Genomic DNA, 13,107 nt, shown 5'->3' with positions numbered 1-13,107 from the left:
TCAAAACTCGTTAGGCTATAGCCGTTCAATCATGGTATAGGTCTTATGAAACAGGAAACTGCACTTAAACTTTTAAAAGCAGGCGAAAATGTCTTTTTAACAGGCTCGGCTGGTGCGGGTAAAACCTATACCCTGAATCAATACATCAATTATTTAAAAGCGCGCAAAGTGCCAGTGGCAATTACGGCATCTACAGGCATTGCTGCAACGCACATGAATGGCATGACCATTCATACATGGGCAGGCATTGGTATTAAAGATTTTTTGTCCGATGCCGACCTGAAAAATATGAAAGAGCGCAAATATCTCAAAGAACATTTAGAAAATGCGCAAGTGCTGATTATTGATGAAATTTCGATGTTGCATGCTAAGCAACTGAATTTGGTCAATCAGGTTTTAAAATATTTCAAAGACAGTGATGACGCTTTTGGTGGTATTCAGGTGATTGTCGCGGGAGATTTTTTCCAGTTACCGCCTGTGGGAAAAAACGATGAGCGCAATCGTGACAAGTTCTGTTTTATGTCAGATGCGTGGGTCGAAGCTAAATTTCGGGTCTGTTATTTAACCGAGCAGCACCGTCAGGGCGATGACTACTTAAATGACATTCTCAATGCGATTCGTGTACAAAGTATTGATCATCAACATATTCAGGCTTTGGAACACACCCGTCATCAAGATATTGGCGACACTTTCACGCGTTTATATACGCACAATATGGATGTGGACAATATCAACTTTAAGCATTTGAATGAAATTGAAACTGAGAGCAAGCAGTTTGATGCCGTGTGTGATGGCAATGAAAAGTTGATTGAAACGCTGAAATCATCCGTACGTGCGCCTGAAATTTTAAATCTAAAAAAACATGCCAAAGTGATGTTTGTTAAAAACAACTTCGATATGGGCTATATCAACGGCAGTTTGGGCGAAGTGATTGGCTTTGAAGAAGATGATGATCACGGCATTTTGCCTAAAGTAAAATTGACCGATGGCACAGTATTACTGGTCGAGCCTGAAACTTGGTCGGTGGATAATGATGCAGGCAAAACCATTGCCAGTTTCCAGCAAATTCCGCTGCGTTTGGCATGGGCAATTACCATCCACAAATCACAAGGTATGACCTTAGAAGCGGCAGAAATCAATCTTAGCCATACTTTTGAAAAAGGGCAGGGTTATGTGGCGTTGTCACGATTAAAATCGTTAAGCGGTTTGCGTTTATTGGGATTTAATAGCCAAGCTTTGGAACTCGACAGTTTAGCGATTAAGGCTGACCGCCGTTTTCAGGAATTGTCTGAAGAAGCTGAAACGCACTATGAGCTGATGGATTTAACACCACAACATAATGCATTTATTCGTCACTGTGGTGGCACGTTGAACGAAACCGAAATTTTGCGCAATGAAAAGAAAATTGCCAAAGGTGGAAAAACCAATTATGCGACTGCCACGTTAGATGAAACCCGCGCTTTATTTGAAGAAGGTTATGATATTCAGGATATTGCAGTAGAGCGAGGTTTAACTCCTGCAACTATTATCAACCATTTGGCACGTTTGCAAAAAGAACAAAATCTGGATATTTCAGTGGCACATCCAGGTGAAGAAGTGGTGGAAGAGGTCCGTAAAATTTATAAGCGATTAATGAAGCGTCAAAATGCAGAGCACTTCAGCGATGATGGCGCAATTAAACTGCGCCCGATTGTTGAAGCGACTAGTCCACGCATGGGCTATGATCAGGTGCGTTTAGCATTACTGTTTATTCAGTAGTTTAGTCATTTGGATAATGATGACTTATACTGCAATTCTGCATTAAAAATGCCCGCTTAACGTCACATAAAATACTATCGTTTTGAGAAAAACTTCGGTTAAACTGCCATCACTGTAAGCTTTAAAATATAATATTCGGTATGGCATTTACACCGTGGTACACATTTCGAAAATTTGTCTATAACAACTTACACGACGATGACTATGAAACATGGTTTAGTCGTTGCATTAACTATTTTTTAATTTTACTGATTTTAGGCAATGCCAGTGCGGTTATTTTAGAGTCGGTGAATGATGTCTATCTTGCCTATCAGGTATTTTTTGACCATTTTGAAAATTTTTCCATTGCAGTGTTTACGCTTGAATATTTGCTGCGGATTTGGAGTATTGCCGAAAAAGACCCGTTTATTTCGCCGTGGAAACAGCGTGTAAAATGGCTTACCAGCGGTGGGGCAATTATAGATTTGTTGGCGATTCTACCTGCTTATATTAACTTCTTTGTGCATCTAGATTTACGGTTCCTAAGAATTTTACGTTTGCTGCGTTTGTTAAAACTGACACGTTACTTTGTATCATTGCAAATTTTATTAAGAGTGATCGAACGGGAAAAAGGATCATTTCAGGCAGTCATTTTTATTCTCTCTATTATGATTGTGATGTCTGCCGCAGGTGTGTATGTGGTGGAAAGCAAGGCACAGCCTGAAGCCTTTAGCTCAATTCCCGCTTCGATGTGGTGGGCAGTGGTGACTTTAACCACAGTCGGTTATGGCGATGTCACACCAATTACCCCTTGGGGCAGAATTTTAGGTGCGTTAATTACGGTATTGGGTGTCGGCTTGGCAGCATTGCCTGCAGGTATTTTAGCCACAGGTTTAGCCAACGAACTTGAACAACGTAAGCAGCATTTAGGGTTGAAATTTAGAGAGCTATTGCAAAATAGTGAGATTGATCTGTTAAATGATCAAGAAAAAATTGAAGATTTACGCAAACAAGTCGGTTTAAACACTGAGCAAACCCAAGATATTTTATTGCAGTTAATTCGTGAGCGTCGTGAAGAAGAGCTGCGTTTAGAACAGGAGCCTTATAAATACTGCCCACATTGTGGAGAGAAGTTGTCGGAGTAAGCGAGGCTTGGGTTAAGAATTTCAATTCTAGTTTGGCTCTGCACGTTGGAAGCCTAAAACATGCTTGCTGAAAGCCATATTATTTTTATGGAATTGTATTGATTTCGTAGTAAATATCATCGAATAAAAACTAAGATGAAGAAAACTCATTATTTACATGCTAAGATTAAATTAATTCATTATTAAATTGAATCATGTTTGGCTTTGTCTCTTATTTTGCAAAATAAAAATGCGACCTAGGTCTAAACATGCAGTCAATAACTTGAAAAACTAGGAACAAGCAATGCTTGAAATTCGCCACTTAAAAACGCTATCAGCCCTGCGTGAACATGGTTCTTTGGTTGCTGCCGCCAATGATTTATGTCTGACGCCATCTGCCATTTCTCATCAACTCAAAGAACTAGATCATTGGTATGGCGTAGAAGTGGTGAATCGCCGTAGTCGTCCTGTGACATTTTCCAATGTTGGGCAGCGTTTATTGAAACTGGCGGATGATGTCTTGCCACAAATTCAAATTACCCAAACCGATATTACCCGCATTGTGCATGGGCAAACGGGGCGGATTATTTTTTCTTCGGAATGTCACAGTTGTTTTGACTGGTTGATGCCGCTGCTGAATCAATATCGTCAGCAATACCCTGATGTAGATTTAGATTTTGCTTCAGGTTTTGAAGCCAATCCGCATGAATTATTGCAAAACGCAGAATTTGACCTATTGATTACTGCAGACCCGATTGCCTTAAAAGGTATCGAATATTTTCCAATTTTTGAATATGAATCGCGTTTGGTGTTGTCAAATACTCATCCTTTAGTACGTGCCGAGCGCATTACCGTACAGGAGTTGGCAGAAGAAACCCTGATTACCTATCCTGTCGATAAACACCGTTTAGATATTATGTCTAAGCTATTCATTCCAGCCAATATTCAGCCAAAAGCTATTCGTACTACAGATTTAACCCAAATGTTGATTCAACTGGTGGCGAGTGGGCGAGGGATTGGCGCATTGCCAGATTGGGTGGTGAATGAATATGAGCAAAAAGGCTGGGTAACTTCACGTCGTTTAGACTGCGTTGCTGCGGGAGGATTACGCCGTACCTTGTATGCGGGTTATCGTAGCGAAGAAAAAGAAAAGAGCTATTTTGAAGGCTTTTTGAAGCAATTAGAGAAATTTTCCCAAAAACGCACACAATATTATTCGAGTTAAAAATTGCACAATCAGCATTTTAAAGAGGATGCTGATTAATTGCTAAAAACACTAAGCTCATCTAAATCTCCACTAAAAACAGTGAGATGTTCTTGCTAAGCTTGCCTTGCGAAAATTAAGGGAGAGCGCTGTGAGTTCGGTACGTTGGCTGACCAAGGATTTATGGATTGTTGCTGCGGGTTTTATGGCAGCAATGCATATTGGCAAGTTGCCACCGACTGTGTCTATCCTTCAAGCTGAACTCGGAATTAGTCTGGTTCAGGCAGGCTTTTTGCTGTCTTTAGTACAAGCTGCAGGCATGACTTTGGCGTTGTTGCTAGGCAGTTATACCGCAAAAATTGGCTTAAAACGCTGTGTACTTTTGGGTTTGTCTTTATTGGCAGGTGCAAGTTTTGTCGGTGGTTTTGTACATAGCTTTTCCGCACTATTAAGTCTGCGTGTAATTGAAGGTTTTGGCTTTTTACTGATTACACTCAGCGGCCCTGCATTTATTCGTCAACTGGTTGCAGTGGAGCAGTTGCCTGCCAAAATGGGGCTGTGGAGTGCCTATATGGGCGGCGGGATGGGTATTGGTTTACTAAGTACGCCGTTTTTACTGACCATCTTGGATTGGCAAGGCGTGTGGATGTGTTTTGGATTGTTATCCTTTGCGCTCGCAATCATCATTTATAAAGCCGTACCGAGTGTGCAGATCAGCACGCAAGCCATTGCCATCTTTGAACTGATTAAAAGCACTTTGAGCCATCCACCCGCATGGATATTGGCTTTGGTTTTTGGTGTTTATGCAGGGCAGTGGTTCAGTTTGGTGGGTTTTTTGCCGATCATTTATCAGCAATATCAAATATCTTTACAAACCGCAGGTGTGCTCACAGCTATGGTTGCAATGGCAAATGCGGTGGGTACATTTGTATGTGGGTTGTTATTACAGCGTGGGCTGAGAGCGCAAGTGTTGATGCAAATGGGTTTTGCGGTATTGATGCTATGCGCACTGAGTTTTTATATTTTGCGTGATGTTTTACCATTCATTGTGCAGTTTTTATTGGTCATCCATTTCTCTTTATTTGGTGGTTTAGTCGCAGCTGTGGTATTTGCGCAAGTACTTAATTTTGCACCACAACCGATTGCGATTAGTACCACCGTAGGTTTGGTGTTGCAGTGCTCGGCAATTTCACAATTTTTATTGCCGCCTGTGGTCGCAGCGATCGTATCTGCCACAGGAACATGGCTTTGGGTTGGTATTTTAATGGCCGTTTTATCTGCAATGGGAATGATATTAACATCTATCTTGTTTCGCAAAGTGGCTTAGATTTGGATGGTTTTTATTGAAATTGGTTGATACAAGACGATGAATTCAAGCAAAACCATCTAAACCAAGCGTCCCTAAATCTATGTTAAGAATAGCCAATAAACAAGGTGAGAATTCCTGCTGCAATCAGTGGTCCCACAGGCACGCCACGTAGCACAGCAACACCTGCGACTGTACCAATCAATAAGCCTGCGACCACATCAGGCTGATTGGTCATGAGCTTGACACCACGCCCGCCTAACCATGCCACAAAAACACCAATTGCAATCGCAAGTAAAGATTTCCAACTCAGGAAAGATTTTAGAATTGCTTCGCCTGGAAGTTTGCCACTGGCAATAGGTGTCAGTACGCCAATGGTGAGAATGATAATGCCCAGATTTAAGCCATGCTGCTGCAATAGTGGGAAAAATTCACTTAGCGGCGTAATTCTAAAAACAATCAGTACTGCTGCGGCAATGGTCACAGCCGTATTTTGGCTAAAAATACCGCATGCGAGTAGAACGATCAGCACCATCAGGTTAAGGTCTAATTGAGAGAGCATGGTGATCCATAAAAGGGGAAATAAATTGGAAAAGTGCAGTTATTGTAACTGTTTTGAACTACAAGCGGGCAAGGTACGCAATGTGTTCAGAATTTACGGTGTATTTGGTTTAGAATAGCAGCAAATATATTTATACTTTTTATCATTAGGTCGCTCATCATGTTGTTGGAAAAAATGTTGCAATCACAAGGCTTTGGATCACGTAAACATTGCCAACAACTCATTAAAAATGGTGCAGTCACCATTATGGGCGAAACCCAGACCAATCCTAAATTCGCGATAAAAATTGCGCCTGAAACGGTTTTGCAATTTTCGGTGTATGGGCAAAATTATCAATATCGTGAAAAGGTCTATATCGCCTTACATAAACCACAAGGCTATGAGTGTTCGCATCAAGCGACCCATCATTTTAGTGTGTTTGACTTGTTTGATGATGTATTGCTGAATCGTGGTTTGCAGTGTGTTGGACGCTTAGATCAGGACACCACAGGGCTGTTATTGCTGACGGATGATGGACAGTTTTTACAAGCATTGACCCATCCTAAAAAGCATGTGGCAAAAGTGTATGCTATGCACACCGCAGACCCGATTAATGCAACACAAATCCAGCAACTTGAGCAGGGTGTCGCATTGCGCAATGAATCAGGGACATTTGCTGCAACAGAGGTACAACAGCTTGCTGAACATGAATTGCAGATGACCATTCATCAAGGTGTTTATCACCAAGTTAAACGTATGCTGGCAGCAGTGGGCAATAAAGTAGAACAATTACATCGTCAGCAAGTTGGTGCATTAAACTTGACTGATTTGGCTTTAGATGTGGGTGAATGGATGTATTTAAGCCCTGAACATGTCGAGTTGGCAAAAAGCCGTATGGAATAACATGAGTTTAGCTGAGCTTTCATCAATAGCTTATGAGCAATGGCTTGGGCTAGGTTAAATTTAAATCCATTGTCTAACTCTGCAATCGTCAGATCAGGTGACTATTTTAAAAAGCAGTGATAAGTCTGGAATTCATCATCTTTGACAAAGCCCATCTTTTCATACAATTGGTGGGATTGGTAATTACTTTTTTGTGTTTCAAGGCTAATCCGTAGCGCATTTTCATGTCGTGCAAATAAAATTGCAGTATCAATGAGCTGTTTGGCCGAACCTTGTCGTCTAAAAACAGGGGTGACATAAACGTCATCTAAAATATAGTAGGTCGAGCAGGCAACCGAAGAAAAGCCTAAATAAAGTAATACAAATCCAGTGATTTTTTGATCTTTGATATGAATGAAAATCACACTTTCCTGATTTTCAAAACGCTGTTTTAAGAATGCTGCTGAAAGGCTTAAATTCGAGGATGCACCATAAAACTGACGATACTCATCGAACAATACAGCAAGCTGGTCTAAGTCTTCTAAAGTGGCACGTCTTACAATCATTACGATACTCCATGCTTTTTTATTGTCCTTGCATGAAGCATAGCTAAGTTTTTAAAGTAAATTTTTAAAGAATTGTTTAAAAATGCAACACTGTTAATTTTTGTCAGTTTCACCCAAAATTGCATTGAGTTCATCAAACAAGTCTAGATGTTCATCATCCAGTTCAAAATCTTCAACACTATTATTGCCAGTTACAGATGCTTCATTGCTTGGGGTTGCATCCACTAGCGTTGCTTTTTGCTCTTGTTTTAATTTGCGTAACTTAATCAATTGTTCCAGATTAATATTCTGATTTTCAATTGAAAAGGGAATTGATTTAGTCAGCACGACTTGCTTAAAAAACAAACGTACCGCTTGCGCAGGCGTAATCCCCAACTGTTTAAACACAGCAAAGGCTTGTTTTTTCTCTTGAGAGTCCAAGCGTACTTGATAGACTTCAGTTTTTCTCATAATTTTTAATAGAAGGAAATAGATTTAAATTTTAGCAATATTGTAAACAATTCATTTGTAATTTCAATATGACTACAACGAAAATCCACTATTTTGTAATGACAAACATATTACAATGTCAATTCCTGCTGTGCGCTAAAGTGGAATTGTTGCTGGCTAATCGGGTCAAAAAAACTTAAATGCTTGGCAAGCAATTGTAGCGGTGCAGAAAAATCATCTGCTTGTTTGTGCTGTAAAATGGGATAAAACGGGTCGTTCTTAATCGCAATACCTAAGCTATTTAAATGCACACGCAGTTGGTGCTGCTTGCCTGTTGTAGGCTTTAATTCATATTTTGCCCATGTTTGATTATGTTCAAGCAAACGAATTTCTGTTTCGCTGTTAGGTGTGCCTGCCACGACGTGCATCAAATAAAAAGGTTCACCTTTTTCCATGCGTAATTGCACAGTACATGGTAGTGACAAATTAGCTTGATAAGGCGCAATGGCATGGTAGGTTTTTTGCACCTGACGTTCTACAAATAATTGCTGATACACCGCCCGAGTTTCTGGTTGTTTGGAAAACAGCACCACACCCGCAGTTTCGCGGTCTAAACGATGAATAGGTGTGAGCTGCTCATTCTGTGTTTGTTTTTTTAAGCGTACTAATAGGGTTTCTTGTACATATTGCCCTGTAGGACTCATGGTCAAAAAATGTGGTTTATCTACAACCAATAAGTGTTCATTTTCAAATAAAATTTGATGCTGAAAAGGCACGGCAACTTCATGCGCTAAAAAACGATAATAAAAAATATCCTGATGTGCGCTATAAGGTGTATCTAAATCTAAACGCTTGCCTTCGGCATCATAAACCAGACCTTCCTCAAAGCGTTGCAGCCATTCCTGTGCAGAAATATGGGCAAACTGGATACATAAATAACGAAAAATTGATTCAGGCTGTGTGCTTAATTTGGGTAAATGCAATTTGCTGGCGCTCACACCATCTAGCATGGGTGGAACAAAGGTGTTGGGATGAGTCGACTTCATCTGCAAATTGCTCATATTCAGGTGGGAGAGTTTCTTTTTCATCATATTGAAAATAGCCTAAGCAGTTTGGGTGCTAAGCTTAACAATATTGATTCATTGCCTTGTCTAAACTTGTTATAAATTGTCCACATTTACACAGTTTTATCCATCAGTACATAGGCTTTAAAGCAGTGCGATGCTATCATAATTGGTCTTTTGAATCATGTCGTGAGCGTTATGCAGTATTCATTTAATTTGGCTTTAAATAATGAGCAAGATACCCAAAATCTGGCGCAGGTTTTGGCAACGCATTTTCGGTCGGGTGTGATTTATTTAATTGGTGATTTAGGCGCAGGAAAAACCACTTTATCGCGTTATTTTCTACAGCATTTGGGGCATCAGGGCGCGGTTAAAAGCCCGACTTACACCTTGGTGGAACCTTATCAAATACAAGGACAAGATATTTTTCATTTTGATTTATATCGTTTAAATGATCCTTATGAATTAGAGCTGATGGGCATTCGTGATTATTTAGAAACCCCAAATGCCTTGTTTTTATTTGAATGGCCATCAAAAGGTGGCGATGAAATTCCGCCCGCAGACTTGATCATTGAAATTAAAAAATCGGAAGATGAATTAAGCCGTACAGCAATGCTAAGTTCGTCTTCGGCTGCATTACAACAAGCTTTGGAGCAACAATTTAATCATGCCTAATGATGTGTTAAATCTACGTCGGATCCACACGCTTGAACCTGCCTTAGCCAACCAAATTGCTGCGGGTGAGGTAATTGAGCGTCCTGCCTCTGTGGTCAAAGAGTTACTAGAAAACTCCATTGATGCAGGTGCAACCGAGCTGATTATTCGTGTGGCACAAGGCGGCAGTACACTCATTGAAATTATTGATAATGGTCGTGGCATTCATGCCGAAGACTTGCCTTTGGCGGTGACTCGTCACGCGACCAGTAAAATTCAAACGGCCGATGATTTACATGCCATTGTCAGTTTAGGCTTTCGTGGAGAAGCACTGGCATCAATTGCAGCAGTATCGCGTTTGACTTTGGTCAGCAGCCAAACTGAAGATGGTGTTGGTTATCAGGTCGAAGTCAATGGCACTGCCTTTGACCATCAAGATATTCAGGCCGTTGCTGCACAAAAAGGCACACATATTCGGGTACAGGATTTATTTTTTAATGTGCCTGCACGACGTAAATTCCTGAAAAAAGCGGGTACAGAATTCGGACATATTGAAGAAATTGTGCGTCGTTTGGCACTCACACATTTCGATATTCGTTTTGTTTTGGAACACAACGACAGCATCAAACTGAATTTACCCATTGCAGACAGTGGCGAATTGCGTTTTCAGCGCGTGCAGCAACTTTTAGGACGAAACTTTGTCGAAAATGCCTATTGGATAGATGCTGACAGTGTCACCATGCACTTATCGGGTTGGTTGGGGCATCCTTCCGATGCACGTTCGCAAGCCGACTTGCAGTATGTGTATGTGAATGGGCGCATTGTAAAAGACAAGACCATCTCCCATGCTTTGCGTATGGCATACGAAGGTATTTTGCATGGACATCAGCATGCTGCGTATTTACTGTTTTTAGAGGTTGAGCCTGAAAATATTGATGTCAATGTGCATCCGACCAAGCATGAAATTCGCTTTTTAAATCAGCGGGAAGTGCATGAGTTTGTACGACATTATGCCAAAGAAACCTTGGCGCAATTTCAAACTGCAACAGCAGATTTAGCCACTGCTATGAAAGCTGATCCTGTCGAACAAGCTGCGCCTTATGTGGTGCAACCGCGTTATCAGGAACAATTTTTACTGCACAAACATGCCGAGGCAAATCCTTACAATTCCGCTGACGATGCAGTAGATGCGTACACGATGCAGCCCGCTTCACAAGCGGGAAGTGAGTTACTTACCGATTTTAATCAGAGTCAGCCGCAGACAGTTCAATATAACCGACCTGTGCAGAGTAATTATCAAGGTTCGCAACAGCTCAACAATGCTTTAAAAAGCTATCTCGCGCCTTTACGTGATCTAGATCAAGACTCAGCCAATCTTACGCAAACAAACACAACACCTGCGGTGGATGAGCATCCGCTCGGCATTGCAATTGCGCAATTGCATGGTATTTACATTCTGGCGCAAAACAGTGAAGGCTTGATTATTGTAGATATGCATGCCGCCCATGAACGAATTGTGTTGCAACAGATGAAAGCCGCTTGGGATAAACCTGAGTTTTGGACTTCGCAGCAATTGCTGATCCCCAAAGTTATCAGCATTAGCCGCATGCAAGCCATGCGGGTGGATGATTTAAAAGAACAATTGGCACGACTGGGCTTGGAAATAGACCAATATGGCGATGAACAGGTCATTGTGCGCGGTGTGCCCGCGATTTTGCATAAGGCAGATTTTGCCGAATTAATTCCTGAATTACTTGATGATTTAGACCCGAATGATGAGGCGCAAGCCTTGTTGCAAAAGCGTGATCATATTTTGGCGGGAATGGCATGTCATAGTGCAGTACGTGCACATCGGATGTTAAGTCTTTCTGAAATGAATGCCTTATTGCGTCAAATGGAACAAACCGAATTTGCTAGCCAATGTAATCATGGTCGCCCGACTTGGCGTGCCTTTCCATTGGCACAACTAGATAAACTTTTTGCTCGAGGAGAGTAGCGTTACATGTCAAATCAATTGCCGGTCATCAATTTAATGGGACCAACTGCAAGCGGTAAAACTGCTTTGGCATGTGAGCTGTATGAATTGGGGCATTTTGAGCTGATTTCAGTCGATTCTGCGCTAGTTTATCGAGATATGGATATTGGTACAGCCAAACCAACTAAAGCGGAACAGGCGCGTTATCCGCATCATTTGATTGATATTATCAGCCCGCTTGAAGTGTATTCTGCTGCACAATTTGTCGAAGATGCCTGCGCCTTGATTGACGATATGCACGCGATAGGAAAAACCCCAATTTTAGTGGGCGGAACCATGCTGTATTTTAAGGCATTGCTTGAAGGTTTATCTTCAAATTTACCCAGTGCCAATTACCAAGTACGTGCTGAAATTGAAGATAAAGCCGCGCGTGAAGGTTGGGAGGCTGTATATGCAGAATTATGTGCGGTAGATGCATTGGCGGGACAAAAGTTTAAAGTGTCCGATAAGCAACGTATTATTCGTGCTTTGGAAGTTTATAAATTAACAGGCACACCAATTACCCAACTGCAAGCAGAACAACCTAAAAATGTACCATATCGTTACACTTTTCATAACCACGCCTTAGTGCCTGATCGGGTAGAATTACATCAGCGTATTGAAAAACGCTTAGAGATCATGTGGGAAATGGGTTTTTTGAATGAGGTGCGACATCTTATTGAAAAATACGATTTAGATGCAAATTTACCTTCCATGCGCTCTGTCGGTTATCGTCAAGCTTTAGAGTTTTTACAAAAAGGTGATGAAAGTCGCGGAAAAATGCAGGAAATGGAGGATAAGGCGCTATTCGCAACACGACAACTTGCGAAACGTCAATATACTTGGCTCAGATCGTTGCAAGAATCGCATAAATTTCACACATATTTTACGATAAAGCAGGCTCAAGAAGACTTGCGAAACTGCTACGGATAAAGCAAAATTTACACACTGTCTTTTTTATAATTTTTAATTGAAAAATAAAGATAGTTTTTGCGCTGATTTTTAATTATTTTTGGAGTTATAACATGTCTAAAGGTCAAACTTTACAAGATCCGTTCTTAAATTCTCTCCGTAAAGAACGTATTCCTGTTTCTATCTTCCTTGTGAACGGTATCAAGCTACAAGGTCATATTGAATCTTTTGACCAATATGTTGTTTTATTGAAAAACACGGTAAGCCAAATGGTTTACAAACATGCAATTTCTACAGTTGTTCCTGCACGTAATCCACGTCCAGCGGGTGCACCAGCAGGCGGTCAAGGCGCAGGCTTTGGTGGTCAAGGTGGCGGCTTCGGTGGTCAAGGTGGTGGCTTTGGTGGTCAAGGCGGCTTCGGTGGTCAAGGTGGTGGCTTTGGTGGTCAAGGTGGCGGTTTCGGTAGTCAAGGTGGCTTTGGTGGTCAAGGCGGCGGCTTCGGTGGTCAAGGTGGCTTCGGTGGTCAAGGTGGCTTCGGTGGTCAAGGTGGCTTCGGTGGTGGTCAAGCAACTGGCGGTTTTGACAACGATTCTAAATTTGAAGAATCTTCAGAAGACGATAACAACCGTTAATTGATCTTCTTAAAAAAACCTCTCGAAACGAGAGGTTTTTTT

Annotated in this window: 13 protein-coding genes; 9 read left to right on the top strand and 4 right to left on the bottom strand. The window is 41.3% G+C overall.

Annotated elements, in window-relative coordinates; genetic code table 11:
- Nucleotides 1-45 precede the first annotated feature (45 nt).
- From F947_RS13400 to F947_RS13385, 4 genes are all read left to right on the top strand, one after another.
- A complete protein-coding gene (locus F947_RS13400) occupies nucleotides 46-1,758 on the top strand; it encodes an AAA family ATPase (RefSeq protein WP_004976863.1) in 1,713 nt (570 codons plus the stop codon).
- A gap of 140 nt (nucleotides 1,759-1,898) precedes the next feature.
- On the top strand, nucleotides 1,899-2,882 hold the full coding sequence (locus F947_RS13395; RefSeq protein ID WP_004976861.1) for an ion transporter: 984 nt from the start codon (nucleotides 1,899-1,901) through the stop codon (nucleotides 2,880-2,882).
- A gap of 283 nt (nucleotides 2,883-3,165) precedes the next feature.
- Nucleotides 3,166-4,086 (top strand): LysR family transcriptional regulator, encoded by a 921-nt coding sequence (locus tag F947_RS13390; protein ID WP_004976859.1) that lies wholly within the window; start codon nucleotides 3,166-3,168, stop codon nucleotides 4,084-4,086.
- Nucleotides 4,087-4,216: 130 nt separating this feature from the next.
- Nucleotides 4,217-5,392, top strand: coding sequence for an MFS transporter (locus F947_RS13385; RefSeq protein ID WP_004976856.1), 1,176 nt, complete (start codon nucleotides 4,217-4,219; stop codon nucleotides 5,390-5,392).
- A gap of 85 nt (nucleotides 5,393-5,477) precedes the next feature.
- Here the strand turns inward: F947_RS13385 and F947_RS13380 are convergent, their stop codons facing one another.
- A complete protein-coding gene (locus F947_RS13380; protein WP_004976854.1) occupies nucleotides 5,478-5,933 on the bottom strand; it encodes a DUF441 domain-containing protein in 456 nt (151 codons plus the stop codon).
- A 159-nt stretch (nucleotides 5,934-6,092) separates the two neighbouring features.
- Here F947_RS13380 and F947_RS13375 point away from each other — a divergent pair, with 159 nt between their 5' ends.
- Nucleotides 6,093-6,815, top strand: a complete 723-nt coding sequence (locus tag F947_RS13375) for a pseudouridine synthase (protein ID WP_004976852.1) — start codon at nucleotides 6,093-6,095, stop codon at nucleotides 6,813-6,815.
- Nucleotides 6,816-6,916: 101 nt separating this feature from the next.
- Here the strand turns inward: F947_RS13375 and F947_RS13370 are convergent, their stop codons facing one another.
- The 3 genes from F947_RS13370 to F947_RS13360 form a co-directional block, all read right to left on the bottom strand.
- Entirely contained in the window at nucleotides 6,917-7,360 is a 444-nt protein-coding gene (locus tag F947_RS13370) for a GNAT family N-acetyltransferase (RefSeq protein ID WP_004976850.1), read from the bottom strand.
- Between the two features lie 93 nt (nucleotides 7,361-7,453).
- On the bottom strand, nucleotides 7,454-7,810 hold the full coding sequence (locus F947_RS13365) for a type II toxin-antitoxin system RelB/DinJ family antitoxin (protein WP_004976848.1): 357 nt from the start codon (nucleotides 7,808-7,810) through the stop codon (nucleotides 7,454-7,456).
- 110 nt (nucleotides 7,811-7,920) lie between these two features.
- On the bottom strand, nucleotides 7,921-8,835 hold the full coding sequence (locus tag F947_RS13360; protein WP_004976846.1) for a pseudouridine synthase: 915 nt from the start codon (nucleotides 8,833-8,835) through the stop codon (nucleotides 7,921-7,923).
- Nucleotides 8,836-9,051: 216 nt separating this feature from the next.
- On the opposite strand from F947_RS13360, the gene tsaE reads away from it, so the two are divergent.
- The 4 genes from tsaE to hfq all read left to right on the top strand — a co-directional run bounded on the left by tsaE (nucleotide 9,052) and on the right by hfq (nucleotide 13,065).
- Nucleotides 9,052-9,528, top strand: coding sequence for a tRNA (adenosine(37)-N6)-threonylcarbamoyltransferase complex ATPase subunit type 1 TsaE (gene tsaE, locus F947_RS13355; RefSeq protein ID WP_004976844.1), 477 nt, complete (start codon nucleotides 9,052-9,054; stop codon nucleotides 9,526-9,528).
- A complete protein-coding gene (mutL, locus tag F947_RS13350) occupies nucleotides 9,521-11,503 on the top strand; it encodes a DNA mismatch repair endonuclease MutL (protein WP_004976842.1) in 1,983 nt (660 codons plus the stop codon). The genes tsaE and mutL overlap by 8 nt, the downstream gene beginning before the upstream one ends.
- Before the next feature lie 6 nt (nucleotides 11,504-11,509).
- Nucleotides 11,510-12,454 carry a tRNA (adenosine(37)-N6)-dimethylallyltransferase MiaA gene (miaA, locus tag F947_RS13345; protein WP_004976839.1) on the top strand — a complete coding sequence of 315 codons (945 nt, stop codon included), beginning with the start codon at nucleotides 11,510-11,512 and terminating at the stop codon, nucleotides 12,452-12,454.
- A gap of 92 nt (nucleotides 12,455-12,546) precedes the next feature.
- Nucleotides 12,547-13,065, top strand: a complete 519-nt coding sequence (gene hfq / locus F947_RS13340; protein WP_004976837.1) for an RNA chaperone Hfq — start codon at nucleotides 12,547-12,549, stop codon at nucleotides 13,063-13,065.
- Nucleotides 13,066-13,107 lie beyond the last annotated feature (42 nt).

The organism is Acinetobacter towneri DSM 14962 = CIP 107472, from assembly GCF_000368785.1.
Lineage (GTDB): Bacteria > Pseudomonadota > Gammaproteobacteria > Pseudomonadales > Moraxellaceae > Acinetobacter > Acinetobacter towneri.
The sequence above is the reverse complement of the archived record's forward strand: the minus strand, read 5'-3'. Positions and strand labels throughout refer to the sequence as shown.